Genomic DNA, 22338 nt, shown 5'->3' on the forward strand with positions numbered 1-22338 from the left:
TCAATTACCAGTCGACAGGCCGTCGACGATGGCCTCGGTGTTCGAGCGCATCATGCCGAGGTAGGTGGAGGCGTCGCCGTCCTCGGTGAGGGACTCCGTCGCCAGCGGGCGGATCTCGACGTGCAGGTCGACCTCTTCGGCCAGCACCTCGGCCAGTCGCGCGGGCTGCGAGGCGTCGGCGAAGATCGTCCGGACCCCCGCTTCGTCGATCGCGTCGGCCAGGTCGCGTAGGTCGGCGGCGCTCGGGGAGGCCAGGGTGGTCCCGCTCGGGATCACCGCCCCGACGACCCGGAACCCGTAGTGGTCGGCCAGGTAGCCGAACACGTGGTGGTTCGTGACGAGCGCCCGGCGTTCCTCGGGCACGGTCCGGAACGCGGTCGTCATCGTGTCGTCCAGGTCGCGGAGCTCGTCCAGGTAGGCGTCGGTGCCGGTCGGCTCGATGCCGGCGTCGCGCAGGTCCTGGTCGAGGGCCTCGACCACGTCGACCATCCGGGCGGGGTCGGTCCAGAAGTGCGGGTCGGGGCCGCTGTCGTCCTCGGTGGTCCACTCCAGCGGGTCGATTGCGTCCCCGGCGGTGGAGACCGGCACGCCGTCCTCGGCCGCCGCCGCGACGTGACGGGCGACCCCTTCTTCGAGCCCGAGCCCGTTCTCGACCACCAGGTCGGCGCTCCGCAGTCGTGCGGCTTCCTGCGCGGAGACCTCGAACGAGTGGGGGTCGGCGCCCGGGGGCATGAGGACCATGACGTCGGCCTGGTCCCCGACGACTTCGCTGACGACGTCGCCGAGGATGTTCGTCGTCACCGCGACGAGGGGCCGGTCGGAGCCGGCGGTGGTGCACCCCGTGGCGACGAGGGCGACGATCGCGGCAACGAGACCCGCGGTCAGGGCCCTGGTGCGCATCACAGTCCGACCTCGGCGAAGGCGACGGGGGTGACGGGGAGCTCGATCGTGCGGGCGACCCGGGCGCCGTCGGCGAAGTCGATCTCGTGCACGGTGCCGTCCGCGGGGTCGGCCACGTAGGCGCGTTGGGCGTCGAGCTGCAGCATCGGCGCGGGGCCGTCTGCGCCGGTGTCGATGAGCGCCTTCGTCGTGGCCACCTTCCCCGTCGAGGCGGTCACGACGACCACACGCCCGGAGTCGTCGACCCCGACCACGTGCTCGTCCTCGTCGTCCACCGCGACCACGGCGCGCAGGGGCCGTTCGGTCGGCACGAGCCGCCAGGAGCCCTCGCGCACGTCGAGCAACCAGAACCCGGTGGTGCCGGCCAGTCCGGCGACGGTGGGCCGGCCGGCGCGGGCGGCGAAGGCCGTCGGACGCTCGGCGCCGTCGGGCAGGTCGACGAACGAGGTCTCGCCGGCGTCGTCCACCACGACCGCTCCGTCGGCGCAGCCCACGACGGCACCGGCGCGGGTGACGATCCCGCCGGCGGGGTCGGTGCAGGTCTGCGCTGCGCCGGCGGCGTCGGTCGCCTCGCCGGCCGCGTCGAGCACGCGGACCGTGTCGCCGTCGGCCGCCACGAGCTCCTCGCCCATCGGCAGCAGGACGCTCGCGTCGATCCGTGCGGTCTCGTCGACCTCGCCCTGGCCCAGCGCCTCGCGGTCGAGCACGACGGCCTCGGCGCGGTCCGGCCAGGTGATCGTCGTCATGGTCTCGGACGAGTGCACCTCGACCCGGCCACCGCCGTCGAGCGTGCCGACGACCCGGGGCTCGGCTGCGTAGTAGTGCGTGTGGTCGCCGTGGTCGACGGTCCAGGACCCGCCGTCGACGATCGTCGTGCGGTCGGCGTCGCTCGTCACGAGGAACCGGCCGTCGGTGGCCGAGTGCTCCGGTGCGTCCACGTCGTCGAGTTCGGTGGTCTCCTCGGTGAGCAGGTCGTGCAGCGCGGTCGCGCCGGATGCCGACACGGCCAGGAGGCGCAACTGGGGTTCCTGGGACTCGCTCGCGCCCGCCACGTAACCGTGGGGACGGGCGGTGCCGGTCGAGCTGTCGGCTGACGGGGTGCCCGTGGAGCAGGCGGTGACGGTGAGGGCCAGGCCGGTAGCGAGGCCGATGGTGGACAGGAGGCGCGCGGGGGCGCGGCTGGTGGTCGAGTGCTTCATGCTCCCTCTCGAGACGGTGCGGCGGATCGTGGTGCTGCCGGCGCGGCCGCGCGCGCCGGTGTCGGGATCGGGGTGTGCCGCAGGACGACGGCGGCCAGGGCGCGTGAGACCACGACACTGGCGACGGCGACCGCGGCGATGCTCGCGCCGGCGGCGGTGCCGGCGTGCCAGGACACGAGCAGCCCGACGAGCACGGCGGCGGCACCGATGCCGGCACCGAGGAGCATCGTCGAGGCCACGTGCCGGGTCCACGCGCGGGCGGCGGCCGCCGGCGCGAGCAGCAGACCCACGACCAGCAGGGTGCCGACGGCCCGGTACGAGGCCACGACCGCCAGGGTGACGAGCCCGATGAGCACGACCTCGGCCAGGCGTGGGTGCAGGCCGAGCGTCGTGGCCTTGCGGGTGTCGAACGCCAGTGCGGTGAAGGGCCGGTGGAACGCCACGGCGACGGCCAGGGCCACGGCTGCGGCGATCGCGAGGCCGCCGACGTCGGCTCGGGTGACGGCGAGGACGTCGCCGAACAGGATCGCGGTGACGTCGGTGGCGAACGACCGCGAGGACGACACGATGATCACGCCGAGTGCGAGCATCCCGACGAAGAGCAGGCCGATCGAGGTGTCGTACGACAGTCGGGCACGACGACGCAGTGCCCCGACGCCGAGCACCATCACGCCCGCGCTCACCGCGGCACCGAGCACCGGCGGGATCCCGGTCAGGGTGGCGATCGCGACGCCGGGCAGCATGCCGTGCGAGAGCGCCTCGCCCAGGAACGCCATGCCCCGGACCAGCGCCCACGTGCCGACCACGGCGCAGAGGACCGCCGCCAGGGAGCCGCCGACCAGGGCGCGCACCATGAAGTCGACGGAGAACGGATCGGTCAGCCAGGTCACGGTCCGAGACGCTACATGAAAACGAGTATCGATACTGATAGCGTGCTCAGGTGCCTGCGACCGAGCCGACCGACCCCGCCGAGTCCCGATCCGCCGTCCACCTGGACCGGGTGACGGCAGTCCTCGGCGACCGGACCGTCCTCGACGGTGTGGACGCGGTCTTCCCCGCCGGGGTCGTCACCGCGCTCACCGGACCGAACGGATCCGGCAAGTCGACGCTGCTCGACGTGGTCGCGGACGTCGTGCGGCCGACGGCCGGGCGGGTGACGGGCCTCCCGTCCGACGGCGTCGCCTACGTGACCCAGTCCGTGCCGCCGACCACGCTCCCGCTCACCGTCCGCGCGGCCGTCACGATGGGGCGGTGGCGGCACCGCGCTTGGTGGCGGCCGCTCGGACGCGCTGACCGGGCGATCGTCGACGCGCAGCTCGTGCGGATGGCGATCACGGACCTCGCCGACCGGCCCGTCGAGGAGCTCTCGGGCGGGCAGCGTCAGCGGACGCTCGTCGCGCTCGGGCTGGCGCAGCGTGCCGGGGTGCTGCTGGTCGACGAACCGACCGCCGGGGTCGACGCCGAGTCAGCGGCGCTCGTGGTGGCGGCGCTCGCCGACGAGGCCGCGGCAGGGGTCGTGGTCGTGCACGCGGCCCACGACCCGGCGGCGATCGCTGCGGCCGACCGCATCGTCACCCTGACCTGACCCTGCCCGTGGGGGCGTGACGGTGTCGATCTCAGAACGCGGGCGCCAGATTTTCTGAGATGATGGCTTATGTCAGAAAATCTGACGGACCGAGTCTGGTTTCAGGGAGTGATCGTGACCACGTGGCCCGCGCTGCAGTACGAGGAACTTGACTGGGAGCGCCGCGACGCCGATCACGGTCCGCGGGCGGCTCGACGCGGCACGGTTCGGGAATCGTACGCTGCAGCGGTTCCGCCCGCGATCGCGGGACTCCCGATCGAGCTGAGCGACGACGTGGCGACCCTCGTCGACGAAGCCTCGACCGCGCTCGTGCGGTTCGACAGTGAACTCGGTGGTGAGGTGGCTTCGTTCGCCTCGCTCCTGCTGCGCTCGGAAGCAGCAGCGTCGTCGCAGATCGAGCACCTCACGGCGAGCGCTCGGCAGGTGTTCGCCGCCGAGATCGGTGCCCCCGGCAAGCGCAACGCCACCGCGATCGTCTCGAACACGCGCGCGATGCGGACCGCGATCGAACTGTCCGATCAATTGACCTCCGACACCGTGCTCGCGATGCACGAGGTCCTGCTCGAACACGACCCCCATCACGATGCTGGAGCGTTCCGGCGTGAACCCGTGTGGATCGGCACCGACGGTCGCAGCCCGGTCGGAGCCGACTTCGTCGCCCCGGCATGGGAACGGGTTCCGGGACTGGTCGACGACGTCATGGCCTTCGCGCGGCGACTGGACCTGCCTCGGCTGGCGCAGGTTGCCGTGGCCCACGCGCAGTTCGAGACCATCCACCCGTTCACCGACGGGAACGGTCGCACCGGGCGTGCACTGTTGCAGGCCATGCTGCGGTCGAACGAGCTGACGCGCAACGTGACGGTCCCGGTCTCGGCAGGTCTCCTGGTCGACACTGCGGGCTACGTCGAGGCGCTGACGGCGTACCGCCGTGGCGATGTCGAACCGATCATCCGGCGGGTGGCCGAAGCCGCGTTCGCCGCGATCGGGAACGCGACGGAGCTCGTCGAGGACATCCGACAGATCCGGAGGAGCTGGCAGGACCGGATCGAGGCTCGACGAGACTCCGGCGTCTGGGACGCGCTCGACGTGGTCGCACGGCAGCCCGTGTTGAACGCGACGGTGCTCGCCGCCGAGATGGGTGTCGTGACGAGGAACGTGTACCCGCACCTCCAGAAGCTCGTCGACGCCGGCATCCTGCTGTCGAAGAACGAGTACCGGCACGGCGTCCTGTACCGCAACGACGAAGTGCTCTCGGCGCTCGACGAGTTCGCCGCGCGGTCCGGTCGCCGGGGCTGACGCGGGCTCAGGCGGTCAGGGGCAGGCGACGGCCACCGGGCCGGTCGGCGTCGGGTCGGCCGCGACCGGCTCGACCACCGGCACGGCACTCGACTTCCGCAGCCCCATCGCGACGAGCACGACGGCGCCGACGATCGCGACCCCGCCGGCCAGCCAGAAGTCGGCAGCCAGGCCGAACGACGACACCGCGGCGCCACCGAGCACCGAACCGGCGGCGATCGCGAGCTGGATCGTCGTGACGAACAGCGCGAGCCCGGTCTCGGACCCGGCCGGCGACGCCGTCGACATCCACGTCTGCATCCCGAGCGGCAGCGCACCCCACACCAGGCCCCACACGACGAGCAGCACGAAGACCCCGACGACGGAGTGGGCGAGCAGCGGCAGCAGGACGACGGCCGCCGCGAGCACGAACTTCGACGCGCCGATGGTGCCGAGGACACTGCGGTCGAGCGTGAAGCCCGCGGCGAAGTTCCCGACGATGCCCGCGACGCCGAACACCAGCAGCGCGATCGTCACGGTGTCGGGGCCGACGCCGACGAGCTGCTGCAGGTACGGCGCGATGTAGGTGTACGCGGCGAACTGGGCCGCGAAGACGAAGGCCGCGGCGATGAGCCCGACGCGGGCACGGGGCACGCGGAGCAGCGACCCGAGCGTGGCGAACCGCACCCGCTGCTGCGCGGGGATCCTCGGCAGCATCGCCAGCTGCAGGACGAGCGCGACGACACCGAGCGCCCCACCGATCACGAAGCCGAGACGCCAGCTGGCGAGCGACGACACCAGGGCGCCGAGCGGCAGGCTCACGACGGTCGCGACGGAGACGCCGGCCGTGATGAGCGAGGTCGCTCGGATCGTCAGCTCCGGCCGGACGAGTCGCCCGGCGATCCCGGCACCGATGGCCCAGAAGCCACCGATGCCGACACCGAGCAGCATCCGCGCGATGAGCAGCACCCAGAACGACGGCGCGATCGCGGCGAGGCCGTCGGCGACGACGAGCAGCACGGTCAGGGACACGAGCACCACCCGGCGGTCGAGTCGCGAGGTCAGGACGGTGACGACCGGTGCCGCGACGGCGCCGACGAGTCCGGTGGCGACGACCATCAGGCCGGCGGTGCCGATGCCGACGTCCAGGTCGTCGGCGATGGCGGGGAGCAGTCCGATGGGCAGGAACTCGGACAGGACGAGCACGAACGACCCGAGTGCGACGGATGTGACGCTGAGCCACCCGCGGCGCGCTGCTGACGATGTCATGGGGGCGTCAAGCGGGTTCCGACGGCCGCCATTCCCGTGTGACGGCGAGCGGGTCAGGCGTCGAGCGCGCGCCGTGCGGCCGCGACGACCTCGGCGTCGGTGACGAAGTGCGCCGAGCCGTCGTCCCCGGCGCCCATCGGCACCCCGGCGTGCGTGCTGTCCGCGGCCGGACGCTTTGCCGACAGGTGCACGGCGGCGGCACCGGTGGTGAGCAGCGCGCGGACGTCGGCGGGGGTGACCCCGGCGCCGGCCATCACCTGCACGGGCCCGGCGGCCTCGACCATGCGCGCGATCGTCTCGGCACCGGCGACCGCGGTGGGGGCGGCACCCGAGGTCAGGACGCGGGTGAACCCGAGCGCCGCGAGCGACCCGGCAGCGGCGACGGGGTCGGTCGCGTGGTCGATCGCGCGGTGCAGGGTGACCTCGGCGGTGGCGCTGACCGAGCGGGCGGCGTCCACGAAGCGGCGGAGGGCGTCCTCGTCCAGGGTCCGGTCGGGGCGCAGGGCACCGACCACGACACCGGCGGCCCCGGAGCGCAGGACCGTGCGGACCTCGCGCACCATGAGCTCGACCTCGTCGGGGGAGTGCACGAACCCGCCCGGGCGGCAGCGGACCAGCGCGTGCGCCGGGATCCCGGTCTCGTGGGTCGTCTCGACCAGTGCCTGCGACGGGGTGAGCCCGCCGAGCTCGAGCCCGACGCAGAGTTCGACGCGGTCGGCGCCGCCGTCCCGCGCGGTGATCGCACCAGCCGGAGAGGTCACGGCGATCTCGAGTGCGGCGGTGGTGCTCATGCAGGGGCTCCGAGCGGTTCGTTGGAGGCGGGGACGATGCGGGCGCGGAGGTCCGGTGCCGTCGGGAACACTCGATCGTAGGGGAACATCGGCCGCTCGATCCTGTGGTGCCCGAGGCGCAGCAGGTCCTGGTCGACACCGCCCGGGGTGAGCGCGAGCATCCAGTCGGCGGACATGTCGAACAGCTCCGGTTCGAGGTACCCGATCTTCACGATGACCACGTCCGCCTGCCGCGGCGCCAGGTCGAGGTCGGTGAAGTCGTGCTCGTGGTGGTACGGCTTCCGCAGCTTCGTCAGGATCGCGAAGACGCTGCCGACCTGCAGCACGACCTCGGTCTCGGCGTCACGGTCACCGTGCTTGATCGCGTGCACCCGGCCGGTCATCGTGATCGGGCCCGCGTGCACGTGGTCGACCTCGGCACCGGCGGTCACGGTGATCGTCGCACCGACGCCGGCGTCCACCGCCGCGGCGACCGCGGCCGGTCCGGGCACGCTCGCGTAGATGACGGTCGGACCGGACGGGTCCTGGAACTCCGGGCGGGCGAGCACCTGCGTCAGGCCCCAGGTCATGTCCCCGGAGCCGCCGGCCGTGGGGTTGTCACCCGAGTCCGAGACGAAGTACGGCTTCGCGGCGCCCGGGGCGAGCGCGGCGTCGAGGCACTCCTCGAACGTGCCGGTGGGGGCGACGAACACGAAGTCCTCGCGGACGTCCCAGAACGCCCGGGCGAGCCGCTCGGCACCGGCGGCGACGGCGACCTCGTCCCACCCGGTGACGACGGTGACGGCCTGGTCGCGGGGCTGGTCGGCCCAGGCGTACCCGACCCAGATCGCGGCGTCGAGCACGCCCTCGGTCTGCTCGACGAGCGGGACCTGCGCGTACAGGGACTTCGCCGGCTCGAGACGGGTCGAGGTCTGCTCGCCGGGCAGCAGGACGGGGATCGGGATCCAGGCCTTCACGGGTCGTTGCGCACCGACGGGTCGTTCGGTGAGCACGTCGACGAGGTTCCGGACGGCACGCTCCTTCGTCTCGAGGGTGTCCTCGTGCGGGGCCATCCGGTAGCAGGTGACGAGGTCGACCCGGTGGGCGAGCTCGCGCGTGACGTTGCCGTGCAGGTCCATCGAGGCGGACACGATGACGTCTGGGCCGACGACCGCGCGGATGCGGCCGAGCAGGTCCGTCTCGGCGTCGTCGAGCCCCTCGACCACCATCGCGCCGTGGATGTCGTACCAGAGCCCGTCGACCGGACCCATCGCACCCAGCCGCTCGATGATCTCGTCGGCCAGCGCTTCGTACGACGCCCGGTCGACGATCCCGCCGGGCAGCGCGTGCCCGATGAGCGCCCCGCGGAAGTCCGCCCGGTCGGCCATGGTCGCCAGGAACGGGTACCGGGCGACGGCCTCGTCGCCGCGGTCCGGGTGGAACGCCGGGGCGTGCGTCCGGGTCGGCGTGAACGTCGAGGTCTCGATGGCGAGCCCGGCGATCGCGATGACCGGACGGTCGGCGGCGGGGACGGCTGGGGTGACGGGACCGGTCTCAGACACGGACGCTCCTGTTCCTGGTGGTGGACTGGGGGATGGGTGCGGAGAGCTCCTCGAGCGAGGCGGCGAGGCCCCGCTGCAGCGCGAACTGCCCGGCGCCGACGAGCCCGGCATCGGCGCCGAGTGACACCGGCTCGATGGCCAGGTGCTGGGTCATCAGCGGGTGGCAGCTCTCGTAGAGCTGGCTCCGCACGGCGGCGATGAACGGGTCGAGGGTCGACAGGATGCCGCCCAGGTACACGGCGTCCGGGTTGAAGAAGTTCACGTTGGCGGCGAGCACCTCGCCCAGGTACTTGCCCGCCATCCGCACGGCACGGGTGGCCTCGGGGTGTGCGTCCGAGGCGAGCCGGACGACGTCGGCGGTCGAGGCGACGTCGACCCCGGCGTTCGACAGGATCCGGACCAGGGCGGCCCCGGACGCCACCGTCTCCAGGCATCCGGTGTTGCCGCACGAGCACGGGGTGTCCCCGGCGGCGTCGATCCGCACGTGCGTGATGTCCCCGGCCGCACCGGTCGACCCGCGGTAGAGCCGACCGTCGATGACGATGCCCGCGCCGATCGCCGAGCCGGCCTTGATCGTGATGGTCTGGCGTCGAGCGGGATCCTGCACGGTCTGCTCACCCGCCGCCATGCAGTTCGCGTCGTTGTCGACGATCGCCGGCAGCCCGAACCGGTCGCTCAGCCACGCGGCCACGGGGAACCCGTTCCACCCCGGCATCCGGCTCGGCAGGTCCACGACCCCGGCGACGACGTCGACGGGCCCGGGCAGGCTGAGCCCGACGCCCCGCAGCCCTTCGCGACCACGGTCGTCGGCGAGCCGCTCGAGCAGCGCGGCCAGGCGCTGGAGCCCGGCGGTCGGACCGTCGGAGAGCGCGAACGGGACGTTCGCGACCGACTCGAGCGCGCCTCCCGGCAGGACCACGCCGATGCGCGCGTGCCCGCCACCGACGTCCGCGGCGACCGCGTACTCGTCGACGCCGCCGATGCGGAGCACCTTGCGGGGGCGACCGCCGGTCGAGACGTCCGTGCCTTCCTCGGCGAGGATCCCGTGCTCCAGGAGCTGGCCGACGACGTGCGAGACGGTCGACGGGGCGGCTCCGAGCACCTTCGCGATCTCGGTCCGGCTGGCGGCCTGCCCCGAGGCGACGAGCTCGAGGACGCGGGCGCTGAGATCGGCCACGACTTTCTCCAATCCGGGCGGAACGGGAGCGGAACACCGGTCGGTGGTCCGTTCTGCCGCGAGCCTACGGGGCGGATCGAGCGGTCCACCCTTTCGTCCGTTCCGCAGTAACGCAGTTTTTACATCGAGATGTTTGTTTTTCCAATCGCTTTGGTCCTTGACTGTCCTCGTGCCGCTCGGCACCCGTGCTCCACCTCCCCGAAGTCCCTCGCACAAGGAGACACCGCATGTCCAAGCCCCGTCGCTGGGCGCTCCTCACCGGAGCTGCGATCGCCGTGAGCGCGCTGCTCGCCGGCTGTTCCGGAGGCGGCAACGCCTCGCAGGGATCGACCGACGAGATCGACTACGCGCTCCCCGCCAACTTCACGCCGAACTGGATCCTGCCGATCGGCACCGCCGCGCACCTCAACACGAACAACGGCTCCATCGCCCAGTCGCTGTACGAGCCGCTCGTCGCGTACGACGGCTCCACCGGCAAGATCGCGTGGAACAAGGCCGGCTCCGTCGCCACCGACGCGGAGTTCGCCGACGACGGCAAGAGCGTCACCATGACGCTCGGCGACCGGCACTGGTCGGACGGCGAGGCGATCACGAGCCGCGACGTCGGGTTCTGGTTCAACCTGATCAAGGCGAACAAGGACCAGTGGGGCTCCTACTCCAAGGGCAAGGCGCCGGACAACTGGACGTCGTTCAAGGCCGTCGACGACACGCACTTCACCATCACGTTCGACAAGGCCTACAACTCGGACTGGATGCTCGCCAACCAGCTGAGCCACATCATCCCGCTGCCCCAGCACGCCTGGGACAAGACCAGCGCGACCGCGAAGGTGACCGACGCCGACGAGACCACCGCCGGCGCGAAGCAGGTGTGGAAGTACCTCAACACCGCCGCCGGCAAGATCTCCGACTACGCCACCGACGACCTGTGGAAGACCATCTCCGGCCCGTACGGCGTCAAGACCTTCACCACGGCCGGCAAGGTCACCCTGACGGCGAACAAGAAGTACGACGGTGGTGAGAAGCCGTCGATCACGACGGTGAACCTGGTCCCCTTCACCACGGCCGACGCCGAGGTGAACGCCGTCCGCTCGGGCGAGGTCGACTACGGGTACATCAACGCCACCGACATGGACCAGAAGTCCGCGTTCACGGCGAAGGGCTACTCCGTGGAGCCCTGGACCGGCTGGGCCATCACGTACATGCCGTACAACTTCAACAACCCCGACATGGGCGCCGTCTTCAAGCAGCTGTACGCCCGCCAGGCCGTCCAGATGTCGATCGACCAGACCTCGCTGTCGAAGGTCGTCTTCAACGGCACCGCCACCTCGACCTACGGCCCGATCCCGCAGGCACAGGAGTCCGACTACGTCTCCGACGTGCAGAAGTCGAACCCGTACCCGTTCAGCACCTCGAAGGCCAAGGACCTGCTGACCAGCCACGGTTGGAAGGAGCAGGGCGGCACGATGGTCTGCACCGACCCGGGCACGTCCGCCAGCCAGTGCGGCGAGGGCGTCGAGCAGGGCACGAAGTTCTCGATGCAGGTGCTGTCGCAGTCCGGTTCGACCGTGACCGACAACATGATGAGCGCGATCCAGTCCTCGCTCGCGAAGACCGGCATCGACTTCACCATCAAGACCGCGCCGGTGTCGAGCGTGCTGTCACAGACCCCGACCTGCACCTCGGACGAGGCCAGCTGCGACTGGGACCTGTCGTTCTTCGGCACCGCGGGCAGCTGGTACTTCCCGGCCTACCCGACCGGTGAGTCGCTGTTCCAGACCGGCGGCTCGGCGAACTTCGGCAGCTACTCCAACAAGGAGGTCGACTCCCTGATCGACGCGACCACCACCTCGACCGACGCCACCGCCGTGCAGGACTACAGCGCCGCGGTCGCGAAGGACCTGCCGGTGATCTGGCTGCCGAGCCCCGACTACCAGATCTCGGTCGTCAAGAAGGGCCTGTCCGGGTTCGACCAGGACTCGCTCGCCAACTTCCACCCGGCCCAGTGGAAGTGGACCGAGTAGGAAACCGACCCTGGAGGCGCGGTGCACGTCCGACGCGCACCGCGCCTCCTCCCCGGCTCACGTCTCCAATCCGACCATCGGAAGCCGAATGACCACAGCTCTCTACCTCACCAGGCGCGTCCTGCAGGCGCTCGCGGTGATCCTCATCGTCACCGTCGTGGTGTTCTGCCTGCTGCACGCGCTGCCCGGCGGCCCCGCCCGCGGCGTGCTCGGCGTCTCCGCGACCCCCACGCAGATCGCCCAGTTCAACCAGGCGCAGGGGCTCGACCAGCCGCTGCCCGTGCAGTACCTGCGGTTCCTCGGTCGCCTGCTCACCGGCGACCTCGGCACCTCGTACACGCTCAACGAGCCGGTCTCGCAGCTCATCGCCGAGCGCCTGCCGAAGACCCTCGTGCTCACCGGCATCTCCGCGGTGCTCGGACTCGTCGTCGCGATCCCGGTCGGGATGCTCCAGGCGGCCCGCCGCAACGGTGCGGTCGACTACGCCGCCACCGCCCTGGCGTTCGTCTTCTACTCGACGCCCGCGTTCTTCCTCGGCCTCGTCCTGATCATCGTCTTCAGCCAGCAGCTGCCGTGGCTGCCGTCCCAGGCACCGAGCGGCACCACCCTGGCCGAGGTGTTCCAGGACCCCGCCGGACTCGTGCTGCCCGTGGTGACCGGAGCCCTCGCGATGATCGCGGTGTTCAGTCGGTACATGCGCGCCTCGACGCTCGAGAACCTGCAGGAGGACTACGTCCGCACCGCCCGTGCCGGCGGCGCCTCGACCGCGACGATCCTGCGTCGGCACGTGTTCCGGAACTCGCTGACCCCGGTCGTCGCGATGCTCGGGTACTACCTACCGGTGCTGTTCGGCGGGGCGTTGGTGACCGAGCAGCTGTTCAACTACCCCGGCATGGGCCTGCTGTTCTGGAACGCCGCACAGTCCTCCGACTACCCGACGCTGCTCGGCTGCGTGCTCGTCATCTCCATCGCGACCGTCATCGGCACCCTGCTCGCCGACGTCGCACAGTCCCTCATCGATCCCAGAGTGAAGGCGAGCCGCGCATGACCGCCGTCCAGATGGCCCCCGAAGCCCCGGGCGCCCCCGTCACCGTCGCGGCCACCGGGTTCCGGCTCGCCGCCCGACGATTCCGGGGCAACACCCTCGCCGTGATCGGCCTCGCACTGATCGTCGTCATCGTGCTGTTCTGCTTCGTCGGCCCGTTCGTGTACCCGACCGACCAGACCCACACGCTGCTCGAGCAGGCCAACCAGGGCCCGAGCGCCGCGCACTGGCTCGGCACCGACGCCGTCGGCCACGACGTCCTCGGCCGCCTGATGTACGGCGGCAAGGTCTCCCTGATGGTGGGCATCGCCGCCGGGGTCCTGGCCACCGTCGTCGGCACGCTGTGGGGTTCCGTCGCCGGGTACGTCGGCGGCTGGGTCGACGCCCTGATGATGCGAATCGTCGACGCCGGCATCGCGATCCCGGCCCTGTTCATCCTGCTCGTCATCTCGGCGATCACGAACCCCGGAGTGGGCGGCCTCATCGTCATCCTCGGCCTGGTGTCGTGGCTCGTGCCGTCCCGCCTGATCCGCGCCGAGACCCTGACGCTCAAGAACCGCGACTACGTGCTGACGCTGCGCGCGATCGGCGGCTCGCACGCACGCGCGATCGGCAAGCACCTGCTGCCGAACTCGGTGTCGACGATCGTCGTCGCGGCGACGTTCCAGGTCGCCGACGCGATCCTGCTGGTCGCCTACGTCTCGTACCTCGGGCTCGGCGTGCAGCCGCCCGCGACGGACTGGGGCGGCATGCTCTCGGCGGGCCTCACCGCCGCCTACTCCGGACGCTGGTGGCTCATCGTGCCGCCGGGTCTGGCCGTGATCCTGGTCGTCTGCGCGTTCAACGCGGTGGGCGACGGACTGCGGGACGCCTTCGACGTACGGGGCCGCTGATGACGACCGAACCGATCCTGCGGACGACCGACCTCGGCGTCTCCTTCAGCACCGAGTCCGGCACCGTCGACGCCGTGCGGGGGGTGTCCCTGTCGGTCGCTCCCGGCGAGACCCTCGCCCTGGTCGGCGAGTCCGGCTCCGGCAAGTCCACCGTCGCCCTCGCCGCGATGGGCCTGCTCTCCGGCAACGCGACAGCATCGGGCAGCGCCGTCGTCGCCGGACACGAGGTCGTCGGCGCCCCCGAACCCGCGCTCCGGGCCTTGCGCGGCTCGACCGTCTCGATGGTCTTCCAGGAGCCCGCGACCGCCCTCGACCCGCTCACCCGCGTCGGTGCGCAGATCGCCGAGGTGATCCGGAACCACCGCGACGTCTCCGCCTCCGCCGCCGCAGCCGAGGCCGTCGACCTGCTCCGCCGCGTCGGCATCCCCGACCCCGAGTCGCGCACCCGGTCGTTCCCGTTCCAGCTGTCGGGCGGGCAGCGCCAGCGCGTGGTCATCGCGATGGCGATCGCGAACGCGCCGAAGCTGCTCATCGCCGACGAGCCGACCACCGCCCTCGACGTGACCGTGCAGGCCGAGATCCTCGAGCTCCTCCGCGCGCTCGCCGTCGAGACCGGCACCGGCGTGCTGCTCGTCACGCACAACATGGGGGTCGTCGCGGACTTCGCCGACCGGGTCGCGGTCATGCTCCAGGGCGAGATCGTCGAGACCGGCGGGGTCGAGGACGTCCTGCTCCGCCCGGAGCACGAGTACACCAAGCGGCTGCTCGCCGCGGTGCCGCGGCTCGACGTGGCGGGCGACCGTCCGCCGGCTCCCGTCGCCGACGCGGAGACCGAGACGGCCGGGAGGCCCGGTGCGGCCCCGGTGGTTGACCTGCGGGACGTCTCGGTGACCTTCGGGCGCGGGGCGCGCGCCGTCCACGCGCTCGCGGGCATCGACATCGCGGTGCACGCCGGTGAGACCGTCGGCCTGGTCGGCGAGTCCGGCTCCGGCAAGTCGACCGCGGCCCGGGTGGCGCTCGGGCTCATCAAGCCGACGTCCGGCACGGTGTCGCTGTTCGGGCAGGACCTGCGGACCGCGAAGGGCCGTGACCGTCGTGCCCTCCGCTCCGGCATCGGCGTCGTGCTGCAGGACCCGGTGGCGTCCCTCGACGCCCGGATGTCGGTGGCCGAGTGCATCGCGGAACCCCTCGCCGTGCACCGTCGCGGGATGTCCTCGGCCGATCGTCGTCGGCGCATCGACGAGGTGCTCGACGCCGTCCGGCTGCCGCGGACCCTGGCCTCGCGGGCCCCGCGCGAGCTCTCCGGCGGGCAGCGCCAGCGGGTCTCCCTCGCCCGGGCGCTGGTGCTCGAACCGCGGTTGCTCGTCGCCGATGAACCCACCTCGGCACTCGACGTCAGCGTGCAGGAGACCGTGCTCGAGGTCCTCGGCGAGCTGCAGGACGACCTCGGCTTCGCGTGCCTGTTCGTCTCGCACGACCTGGCCGTCGTGCAGCACTTCGCCGAGCGCGTCGTCGTGATGCGCCAGGGCGTCGTCGAGGAGCAGGGCACCACCGGCACGACGCTGCTGCACCCCACCACCGACTACACCCGGCGTCTGCTCGCCGCGGTGCCGGTGCCCGACCCCGTGCTGCAACGGCAGCGTCGGACGGAGCGCCTCGCCTCGCTCGCGGCGGTGACCGCGTGACCCGGGTCCTGGCCGGGGTCGACGTCGGCGGCACGAACACGAAGGTCGTCCTGACCACGCCCGACCTCGAGGTCATCGACCGCCTCGACCTGCCGACGCCCGCCCACGCGGGCGGGGCGGCGATCGTGACGGCCGCACTCGGGGCCGTGACGGGTCTGCTCGAGACGCACCGGGCCTCCTTGGCGGGTGTCGGGGTGGGCGCCGCCGGCGTCGTCGACCGGACCACGGGGACCGTCCTGGTCACGGGCAACTCGTTCACCGGTTGGGCCGGGTACGGCGTGACCCGCGCGGTGACGGACGCCCTCGGCGTCCCCGCGACCCTCGACAACGACGTGAACGCGTTCCTGCTCGGCGAGATCGCCACCGGCGCGGTCGTGGGGGAGTCCGACGTGCTCGGGATGACCCTCGGCACCGGCGTCGGCGGCGCGCTCGTGCTCGACGGACGGCTCTTCGCCGGCCCGCGCGGTGCCGCCGGTGAGATCGGCCACGTCCCCGGCTTCGGCGATGCCCGGTGCACCTGCGGGCAGACCGGGCACCTGGAGACCATCGCGGGTGCGCGCGGCATCGCCGACCGCTACGCCGAACGCTCCGGGCGGATGCTCTCGGCGCGGGACGTCGCCGTCGCCGCACGCGGCGGGGACGCCGACGCGGCCGCCGTCTTCGCCACCGCAGGGTGGGGTCTGGCCCGTGCCGCACTGCTGACCGCGGGGATCCTCGACGTCACGACCGTCCTGATCGGCGGCGGGATCGCACGGTCCTGGGACCTGCTCGAACCGGCCATCACGGCGGCGATCGCCGCGGAACCGCCGGTCAGCGGGGCGACGATCCGGCTCGCGCAGTCGACGCTCGGGCCCGACGCCGTCGCACTCGGCGCGGCGGCGCAGGTGCGAGCGCGCGTGCTGGAGCCGGAGACCGCGTAGCGGGGGAGCGCCCGGTCAGGGGACCCAGACGACGATGCCGCGCAGGTCGTGGAGCACGGCGGCGAGCCCGGCGCGCAGGCCGCGGGCCGCGCGGTCCTCGGTGAAGGTCTCCGGGTCGTAGTGGCTCGACGGGCCGAGGCCCTCGCCGCGGAACCCGCCGCCCGTCCAGTCCGCCGCCGTGACGTTCGACGTCGGCTCGGCGATCTCGGCACCGACGACCAGGAACTGCTGGTGGAGGGCGGTCGGTGAGATGGCCGCGAGCGGGTCGACCATGTGGTTGCCGACGGTGATGACCAGGTCGGGCTCGGCGTCGACGGCGCGCAGGACCGCGGCGATCCGGTCGTCGGGGCCCTTCGCCGAGACCGGGGTGACGGTGACGTCCTCGTCCGCGGCCCACGACTCGACGGCGTCGAGCAGGGTCCGGGTCGGAGCGTCGGCGGCGTCACCCGCGTCGGAGAGCAGCACGACGTCGTAGTCGGCGGGGGCGTGCACCCCGGACCACGAACCTGGCTCGGGGTGGATCGTGGCCTCGGGCGCCGGCGGCTGGTCGGGGTCGGAGAACCCGGTGCCCAGGACCCCGGCCGAGGCGTGCGCCGACGCGGTCGCCCTCGGGCCGGTACCGGTGGCGCCGTCCGACGCCCCGGAGCAGCCGGCCAGCAGGGCAGTGCCGGCCGCGGCGAGGGCGACGGCGGTCAACAGGGAGGTCGTCCGGGTGGCGGGGCGGATCACGGCACCATGCAAGCACGCCCGACGACTGCCCCGGGCCGGTCGGGGAACCTGTCCAACACCCGTCCCGTTGCTGGTCACCGGTTGTTCACCTGCCGGTCGTCTCCGAGCCGGATCGTCTGCGCGTGCCCTCCGGAACCACCGCCGCGCTCCTGCGCGCCCGCCCTGTCCGCTCCTTCCCCCTGTTCGCGCTCGTCGCGCGGGTCGTCGCCGCGCTCGTGCTGCTCGGGGTGGTCGTGGTCGGAGTGCTCGCGGGGGCGACACCCGCGTCGGCGCACGGCTTCAGCTCGGTGGTCTACGCCGACGTCACGTCCACGAAGCCGACGGTCGTGCAGGCGAAGCTCGGGCTCGAGTACGACCTGATGCTCGTCTCGGTGGCCACGAGCGAGCACGACGACGCGCTGCACGAGCAGGGGCAGCAGGCCTGGGACGACGGGGACTTCCCGGGGATGGTGACGGCTGCCGAGGCGCACACCGACGCGATCGGGAAGTACGTGTTCGACCGGTTCCGGGTGACCGGAGCCGGCGGGCAGGCCTGCACGGGCACGCTCGACGACACCGTCACCGTCGACCTGCAGGACGAGGTGCCGTACGCCCACGTGACCGCGGACTTCACCTGCCCGGAACCGTCGGAGACGCAGTCCGGGCACGTGGTGTCGTCGGAGCTCTTCCCCGACGACGAGACCTTCGTGCGCGACACCAAGACGATCGTCACCTACGACGTCGACGACCGGACGGGTTCGGCCACCCTCGACGCCTCGCAGCGCACGTTCTCGACCGAGCAGTCGGCGGGTGAGCGCTTCTGGGAGTTCTTCCGTCTCGGCGCCGAACACCTGCTGACCGGGATCGACCACATCCTGTTCCTCGTGGCGCTCATCGCCGGGTCGCGTCGCCTGCGCGAGGTCGTCTACACGGCGTCCGCGTTCACGATCGCCCACTCGATCACGTTCATCCTCGCCGCCCTCGGTGTGGTCAGCCCGCCCGCGATCGTCGTCGAGCCGCTCATCGCCCTGTCGATCGCCGCGGTGGCCGGCTGGTACCTGTGGCGGCTCTGGCGTCGTCGATCGCGGGCCGACGAGCTGGTGGTCGGCGAGCACGGACACTTCTCGCTCGACCGTGCCGGGTGGACCCGCCTGGCCGTCGTCTTCGCGTTCGGGCTCATCCACGGGCTCGGGTTCGCCGGGGCGCTGGGCATCCACGAGGCGTTCTCGTGGCAGCTGCTCGTCTCGCTCCTCATCTTCAACGTCGGCATCGAGGCCGTGCAGCTCGCGATCATCGTCATCGTCTTCCCGCCGCTCTCACTGCTGCGGCGGAAGGCGCACCGGGTGTCGCTCTGGGTGACGGGCGCCGTGACCGCCGGCGTGTTCGTGATGGGGATGATCTGGTTCGTCGAGCGGCTCGCGGCGGGCTGACGCTCCACGGACCTGCTGACGAGTCGCGTTCGTTCCTGAACAGCGACGAACCGTCACTCAGCGTTTACCAAGACGTTTTGCAGTGCATGCAGAGTCTTCCGTGCTGCACCATCCCACGTCTGAGAAACGGACCAACATGAGTCTCCTGTCCGGCGCCACTACCCGGCGCAGAACCACCACCCTCCGCGTCTGCGGAGCCGTCCTCGGGGCCGCGCTCATCGCCGGTGCCTCGATGGTCGGCACGAGCGCCGCCACCGCTGCGACGAACACCCCCACCACCAACATCTCGACCGGTGGCCCGATCCACATCCTGCTCGGCGTCGGCGCGACCGAGAGCCAGCGCATCGCCTCGTGGTACTTCCCCACGAACGTCGCGCAGTCGCTCGAGATCCAGAAGACCGCGTCCATGACGGACGGCGTCTTCACCGACGCCAAGCAGACGGTCGCCGCCTCGGAGGCCGCGAACACCGCACCCGACACGAGCGCGACCGACTCGAACACCAAGAGCATCCCGGGCATCGCCGCCGAGTCGGGCTACATCAACGCCCACGCGACGATCTCGGCCCTCGAGCCGAACACGTCGTACACGTACCACGTCGGTGCGGCGGACGGCTCGGCCTGGTCCGCGTCGTACACCTTCACCACGAAGAGCTTCTCCGGCGACTTCGACTTCCTGTTCTTCGGTGACCCGCAGATCGGTTCGTCCGGCTTCACGGACGACGACGGTGCCGGCTGGGCGGACACGCTCAAGTACGCCACGTCGACCGAGCCGGACGCCGAGCTCCTGGTCTCCGGTGGTGACCAGGTCGAGCACGCCAACAACGAGTACGAGTGGGGCGCGTTCGCGGACAGCAGCGACGTGCTGAAGCGCTACCCGTGGGCCTCCACCATCGGCAACCACGACGTGGGCGGCAAGGCCTACGAGCAGCACAACCAGGTGCCGAACTCCCTCAAGGTGCCGGACTTCTACCCGGGCGGCAACACGACCGCGAACTCGGGTGGCGACTACTGGTACATGTACAAGGGCGTCCTGTTCATCGACATCAACTCGAACGCGTACGCGGCCGGTTCGGACGCTGCCCACGTGAACTACGTGCGCGACGTCATCAACCGCTACGGCGACGACGCGAAGTGGACCACGTTGGTCTACCACCACTCGATCTACTCGCCGGCCGACCACGCGAACGACCGTGACAACCAGCAGCGCCGGTTCGACTTCACGCGTTCGTTCTCGGACATGGGTGTCGACCTCGTCCTGCAGGGCCACGACCACTCCTACTCGCGCAGCTACGCGATCAAGAACGGCAAGAAGGCCAACGTCAACGAGCAGCCCGCTGCTCCCGAGGTCTTCTCCGGCCCCGGCGGCGTCATCTACATGACGGCGAACTCGGCCTCCGGCTCGAAGTACTACGACCTCACCACCCCGGACGCCACCCAGGGCTACGGCGCGGACCCGCTCGACCCCACCGGTCAGCGTCACTTCGCCAACTCGGTCGAGAACCAGGAGCACGTCCGCACCTTCGTGAAGGTCTCGGTCACCGACGACAAGCTCGCCGTCGAGAACATCCGCGCCAGCGACTGCACCACGCTCAACTCGGCGGTGCAGCACGGCAAGGTCGACAGCTGCGGTGTGACCCTCCAGCCGACGGCCACGGCCGACCCGGCGGCGATCGGTTCGACGGTCGACAAGTTCAACCTGCACGCCACGCTGCCGACGACCACCACGACGCTCACCGCATCGGCCGCCGAGCAGACCTACCGCACCGCCAAGCCGGCCAAGGTCACCGCGACCATCACCGGTGGCATCGGCACCCAGCAGGGCACGGTGACGTTCAAGGACGGCAGCAAGGTCCTCGGCACCGCCCCGGTCAAGAACGGCGCGGCCAGCATGACGCTGCCGAGCACGCTCGCCATCGGCAAGCACGCGATCACGGCCTCGTTCGTCAACGCGGACCCGGTGTACTCGGGAACGAGCTCGAAGACGGCGAAGGCCATGACGGTCACCGTCGAGAAGGCCCCGTCGCGCACCGCCATCAAGTACAGCGGCGGCAAGGCGACCGTCCAGGTGAAGGCCACCGGCTTCAGCGTCGACGGCACCGCCCGGATCTACCAGGGCTCGAAGCGCCTCGCCACCGTCACGGTGGAGGACGGCGTGGTCACGTCGAAGCTCGCGCTGAAGAAGGGCGCGCACAACCTGCACGCCGTCTTCGCCGGGACCTCGGAGCTCACCACGAGCACCAGCCCGACCATCACGGTCGTCATCAAGTAGCAACCGGCACCAGCAAGGGCCCCGCGATCTCGATCGCGGGGCCCTTCGCCGTGTGGTCCGGGGGTGGGCGACCGGTCCTACCCGGGACCGGCGCCGCACCGGCTGACGGGAGACCCGAACTCCCTACCCGTCCGCTGGTGAGAGCGACTGGTCAACCTGTGGTGAGCATGCGCCCCCAGGCCGGGATCGTCCAGTGGGGCAGGTCAACTGCCAGGCTTTGAGCGAATGTTCAGACATTGCTAGGCGGACGCTGTGCAGAAGCGCATACTTCGAGCCACCGAGAATGCGCGCTCGTCGCCGACGTCACCCCGCCTCTCCTTGCAGGAAGCGGTCGGACCATGCAGGCTCGCCATCTCAGACGCAGTTCCCTCCTGGTCGTGTCGGCGGCTGCCGTCGCCGCGCTGGTCACCCTCGGGACCGGTGGCGGAGCATCCGCCGCCACGGTCATCGACGGTCCGGTCGACCTCGGAACCGCATCGACCTACGGCGTCCTCGGCGCGAGCGCGGTCACGAACACCGGCCCCTCGGTGATCAACGGCGACCTCGGGTTGTCGCCGGGCACGTCCATCACCGGCTTCGGCGGGGCACCGAACGGCGTCGTCAACGGCACCACGCACCAGACCGATGCCGCAGCGGCACAGGCCCAGCGCGACACCACCACCGCGTACGACGTCGCCGCGTCGCTCTCCCCGACCCAGACCGGTCTCACCGAGCTGAACGGCCTCTCCCTCTCACCCGGCGTGTACTCCGGCGGCGCCCTCGCCCTGGCGAACAACGGGGCGCTGACCCTGGCCGGAAGCGCGAACTCCGTGTGGGTGTTCCAGGCCGCGTCGACCCTGACCATCGGGTCCGCCAGCCAGATCGTGATCACCGGCGGTGCCAGCTCGTGCAACGTGTTCTGGCAGGTCGGCAGCTCCGCCACCGTCGGCACCGGCGCCCAGTTCCAGGGCACCGTCCTGGCGCAGCAGTCCGTGACCGCCACCACCGGCGCGACCGTGCAGGGCCGACTGCTGGCCCGCACCGGCGCGGTCACCCTCGACACGAACACGATCACGGCCTCCGACGGCTGCCCCGCACCGGGCACGCCGTCCGAGTCGCCCACCATCACCTCGGGCACCCCGTCCGACGGCACCGTGGACGTGCCCTACTCGTCCACCGTCACCGCGACCGGCACCCCGACCCCGACCTTCACCGCCACCGGCCTGCCCGACGGCCTGACGATCGACAGCACCACCGGCGTCATCTCCGGTACCCCGACCACCCCGGGCACCTCGACCGTGACGATCACCGCGTCGAACGGCACCAGCCCGGACGACACCCAGACGGTCACCATCACGGTCCGCGCCCCGGCTCCGGTGCCCACCGCGACACCCACCCCGACGGCACCTGCAGTGGTGCCCACCGACACTCCGAGCGGCCCCGCAGGCATCGGCATCGGCGGTGGCGGTGGCGGTGGCACCGACCAGCCCATCGGTGAGCTCGCGTTCACCGGCTCGGACCCGACCGTCCCGCTGAGCATCGCCGCCGCACTGCTCGCCGCGGGTGCAACGCTCATGGTCCTGCTGCGTCGTCGTCGCCGCACCGTCGGCCGCATCTGATTCACCCGCACGATCGACGGCCCCGCGACCCT

The 22338-nt window shown here is 71.5% G+C and carries 18 protein-coding genes; 10 read left to right on the forward strand and 8 right to left on the reverse strand.

The genetic code is table 11. The features are described 5' to 3' along the window. The 3 genes from DEJ20_RS01185 to aztB are packed head-to-tail and all read right to left on the reverse strand — an operon-like array spanning position 1 to position 2989. Positions 1-900, reverse strand: a complete 900-nt coding sequence (locus DEJ20_RS01185) for a metal ABC transporter substrate-binding protein (RefSeq protein WP_111236215.1) — start codon at positions 898-900, stop codon at positions 1-3. Beyond that, positions 900-2099, reverse strand: a complete 1200-nt coding sequence (locus tag DEJ20_RS01190) for a YncE family protein (RefSeq protein ID WP_111236214.1) — start codon at positions 2097-2099, stop codon at positions 900-902. The genes DEJ20_RS01185 and DEJ20_RS01190 overlap by 1 nt, the downstream gene beginning before the upstream one ends. Then, the gene (aztB, locus tag DEJ20_RS01195; RefSeq protein WP_111236213.1) at positions 2096-2989 is read right to left on the reverse strand and encodes a zinc ABC transporter permease AztB; all 894 of its coding nucleotides are present in this window, start codon (positions 2987-2989) and stop codon (positions 2096-2098) included. The genes DEJ20_RS01190 and aztB overlap by 4 nt, the downstream gene beginning before the upstream one ends. Before the next feature lie 50 nt (positions 2990-3039). Between aztB and DEJ20_RS01200 the strand changes: the two genes are divergently transcribed. Continuing rightward, positions 3040-3684 (forward strand): metal ABC transporter ATP-binding protein, encoded by a 645-nt coding sequence (locus DEJ20_RS01200; RefSeq protein WP_258377236.1) that lies wholly within the window; start codon positions 3040-3042, stop codon positions 3682-3684. 114 nt (positions 3685-3798) lie between these two features. Then, entirely contained in the window at positions 3799-4980 is a 1182-nt protein-coding gene (locus tag DEJ20_RS01205; protein ID WP_258377235.1) for a Fic family protein, read from the forward strand. Between the two features lie 15 nt (positions 4981-4995). Here the strand turns inward: DEJ20_RS01205 and DEJ20_RS01210 are convergent, their stop codons facing one another. From DEJ20_RS01210 to DEJ20_RS01225, 4 genes are read right to left on the reverse strand one after another with little or no spacing between them, the layout of a single operon-like run. After that, positions 4996-6228: an MFS transporter gene (locus DEJ20_RS01210; protein WP_111223547.1), complete on the reverse strand. Its 1233-nt coding sequence runs from the start codon at positions 6226-6228 to the stop codon at positions 4996-4998. 53 nt (positions 6229-6281) lie between these two features. Continuing rightward, positions 6282-7019 carry a copper homeostasis protein CutC gene (locus DEJ20_RS01215; protein ID WP_111236211.1) on the reverse strand — a complete coding sequence of 246 codons (738 nt, stop codon included), beginning with the start codon at positions 7017-7019 and terminating at the stop codon, positions 6282-6284. Beyond that, positions 7016-8560, reverse strand: a complete 1545-nt coding sequence (locus DEJ20_RS01220; RefSeq protein ID WP_111236210.1) for a M81 family metallopeptidase — start codon at positions 8558-8560, stop codon at positions 7016-7018. The genes DEJ20_RS01215 and DEJ20_RS01220 overlap by 4 nt, the downstream gene beginning before the upstream one ends. Continuing rightward, positions 8553-9737, reverse strand: a complete 1185-nt coding sequence (locus DEJ20_RS01225) for an ROK family protein (RefSeq protein WP_083404204.1) — start codon at positions 9735-9737, stop codon at positions 8553-8555. The genes DEJ20_RS01220 and DEJ20_RS01225 overlap by 8 nt, the downstream gene beginning before the upstream one ends. A gap of 227 nt (positions 9738-9964) precedes the next feature. Between DEJ20_RS01225 and DEJ20_RS01230 the strand changes: the two genes are divergently transcribed. The 5 genes from DEJ20_RS01230 to DEJ20_RS01250 all read left to right on the forward strand — a co-directional run bounded on the left by DEJ20_RS01230 (position 9965) and on the right by DEJ20_RS01250 (position 16301). Continuing rightward, positions 9965-11758: a peptide ABC transporter substrate-binding protein gene (locus DEJ20_RS01230; protein ID WP_111236209.1), complete on the forward strand. Its 1794-nt coding sequence runs from the start codon at positions 9965-9967 to the stop codon at positions 11756-11758. An 88-nt stretch (positions 11759-11846) separates the two neighbouring features. Further along, complete coding sequence (locus DEJ20_RS01235; protein ID WP_027467218.1) at positions 11847-12806, forward strand: ABC transporter permease; 960 nt, start codon at positions 11847-11849, stop codon at positions 12804-12806. Beyond that, positions 12803-13696, forward strand: a complete 894-nt coding sequence (locus DEJ20_RS01240; RefSeq protein ID WP_111236208.1) for an ABC transporter permease — start codon at positions 12803-12805, stop codon at positions 13694-13696. The genes DEJ20_RS01235 and DEJ20_RS01240 overlap by 4 nt, the downstream gene beginning before the upstream one ends. Next, on the forward strand, positions 13696-15381 hold the full coding sequence (locus DEJ20_RS01245) for a dipeptide ABC transporter ATP-binding protein (RefSeq protein ID WP_111236207.1): 1686 nt from the start codon (positions 13696-13698) through the stop codon (positions 15379-15381). The genes DEJ20_RS01240 and DEJ20_RS01245 overlap by 1 nt, the downstream gene beginning before the upstream one ends. Continuing rightward, positions 15378-16301 carry an ROK family protein gene (locus DEJ20_RS01250; protein WP_111236206.1) on the forward strand — a complete coding sequence of 308 codons (924 nt, stop codon included), beginning with the start codon at positions 15378-15380 and terminating at the stop codon, positions 16299-16301. The genes DEJ20_RS01245 and DEJ20_RS01250 overlap by 4 nt, the downstream gene beginning before the upstream one ends. 15 nt (positions 16302-16316) lie before the next feature. Here the strand turns inward: DEJ20_RS01250 and DEJ20_RS01255 are convergent, their stop codons facing one another. After that, on the reverse strand, positions 16317-17030 hold the full coding sequence (locus tag DEJ20_RS01255; protein WP_111236205.1) for a type 1 periplasmic-binding domain-containing protein: 714 nt from the start codon (positions 17028-17030) through the stop codon (positions 16317-16319). A 122-nt stretch (positions 17031-17152) separates the two neighbouring features. On the opposite strand from DEJ20_RS01255, the gene DEJ20_RS01260 reads away from it, so the two are divergent. The 3 genes from DEJ20_RS01260 to DEJ20_RS01270 all read left to right on the forward strand — a co-directional run bounded on the left by DEJ20_RS01260 (position 17153) and on the right by DEJ20_RS01270 (position 22306). Next, a complete protein-coding gene (locus DEJ20_RS01260; RefSeq protein WP_111236204.1) occupies positions 17153-18439 on the forward strand; it encodes a HupE/UreJ family protein in 1287 nt (428 codons plus the stop codon). 136 nt (positions 18440-18575) lie between these two features. Continuing rightward, a complete protein-coding gene (locus DEJ20_RS01265) occupies positions 18576-20708 on the forward strand; it encodes an Ig-like domain repeat protein (protein ID WP_111236203.1) in 2133 nt (710 codons plus the stop codon). Between the two features lie 377 nt (positions 20709-21085). Continuing rightward, positions 21086-22306, forward strand: a complete 1221-nt coding sequence (locus DEJ20_RS01270) for an ice-binding family protein (RefSeq protein ID WP_258377233.1) — start codon at positions 21086-21088, stop codon at positions 22304-22306. Positions 22307-22338 lie beyond the last annotated feature (32 nt).

This window comes from Curtobacterium sp. MCSS17_005, assembly GCF_003234225.2.
GTDB lineage: Bacteria > Actinomycetota > Actinomycetes > Actinomycetales > Microbacteriaceae > Curtobacterium > Curtobacterium flaccumfaciens.

What these genes read in the sequence shown, in the direction of transcription:
- DEJ20_RS01210 (WP_111223547.1), bottom strand. Translation starts at nt 6,228, where the DNA reads ATGACATCGTCAGCAGCGCGCCGCGGGTGGCTCAGCGTCACATCCGTC.
- DEJ20_RS01185 (WP_111236215.1), bottom strand. Translation starts at nt 900, where the DNA reads ATGCGCACCAGGGCCCTGACCGCGGGTCTCGTTGCCGCGATCGTCGCC.
- DEJ20_RS01235 (WP_027467218.1), top strand. Translation starts at nt 11,847, where the DNA reads ATGACCACAGCTCTCTACCTCACCAGGCGCGTCCTGCAGGCGCTCGCG.
- DEJ20_RS01240 (WP_111236208.1), top strand. Translation starts at nt 12,803, where the DNA reads ATGACCGCCGTCCAGATGGCCCCCGAAGCCCCGGGCGCCCCCGTCACC.
- DEJ20_RS01265 (WP_111236203.1), top strand. Translation starts at nt 18,576, where the DNA reads ATGAGTCTCCTGTCCGGCGCCACTACCCGGCGCAGAACCACCACCCTC.
- DEJ20_RS01245 (WP_111236207.1), top strand. Translation starts at nt 13,696, where the DNA reads ATGACGACCGAACCGATCCTGCGGACGACCGACCTCGGCGTCTCCTTC.
- DEJ20_RS01215 (WP_111236211.1), bottom strand. Translation starts at nt 7,019, where the DNA reads ATGAGCACCACCGCCGCACTCGAGATCGCCGTGACCTCTCCGGCTGGT.
- DEJ20_RS01230 (WP_111236209.1), top strand. Translation starts at nt 9,965, where the DNA reads ATGTCCAAGCCCCGTCGCTGGGCGCTCCTCACCGGAGCTGCGATCGCC.
- DEJ20_RS01190 (WP_111236214.1), bottom strand. Translation starts at nt 2,099, where the DNA reads ATGAAGCACTCGACCACCAGCCGCGCCCCCGCGCGCCTCCTGTCCACC.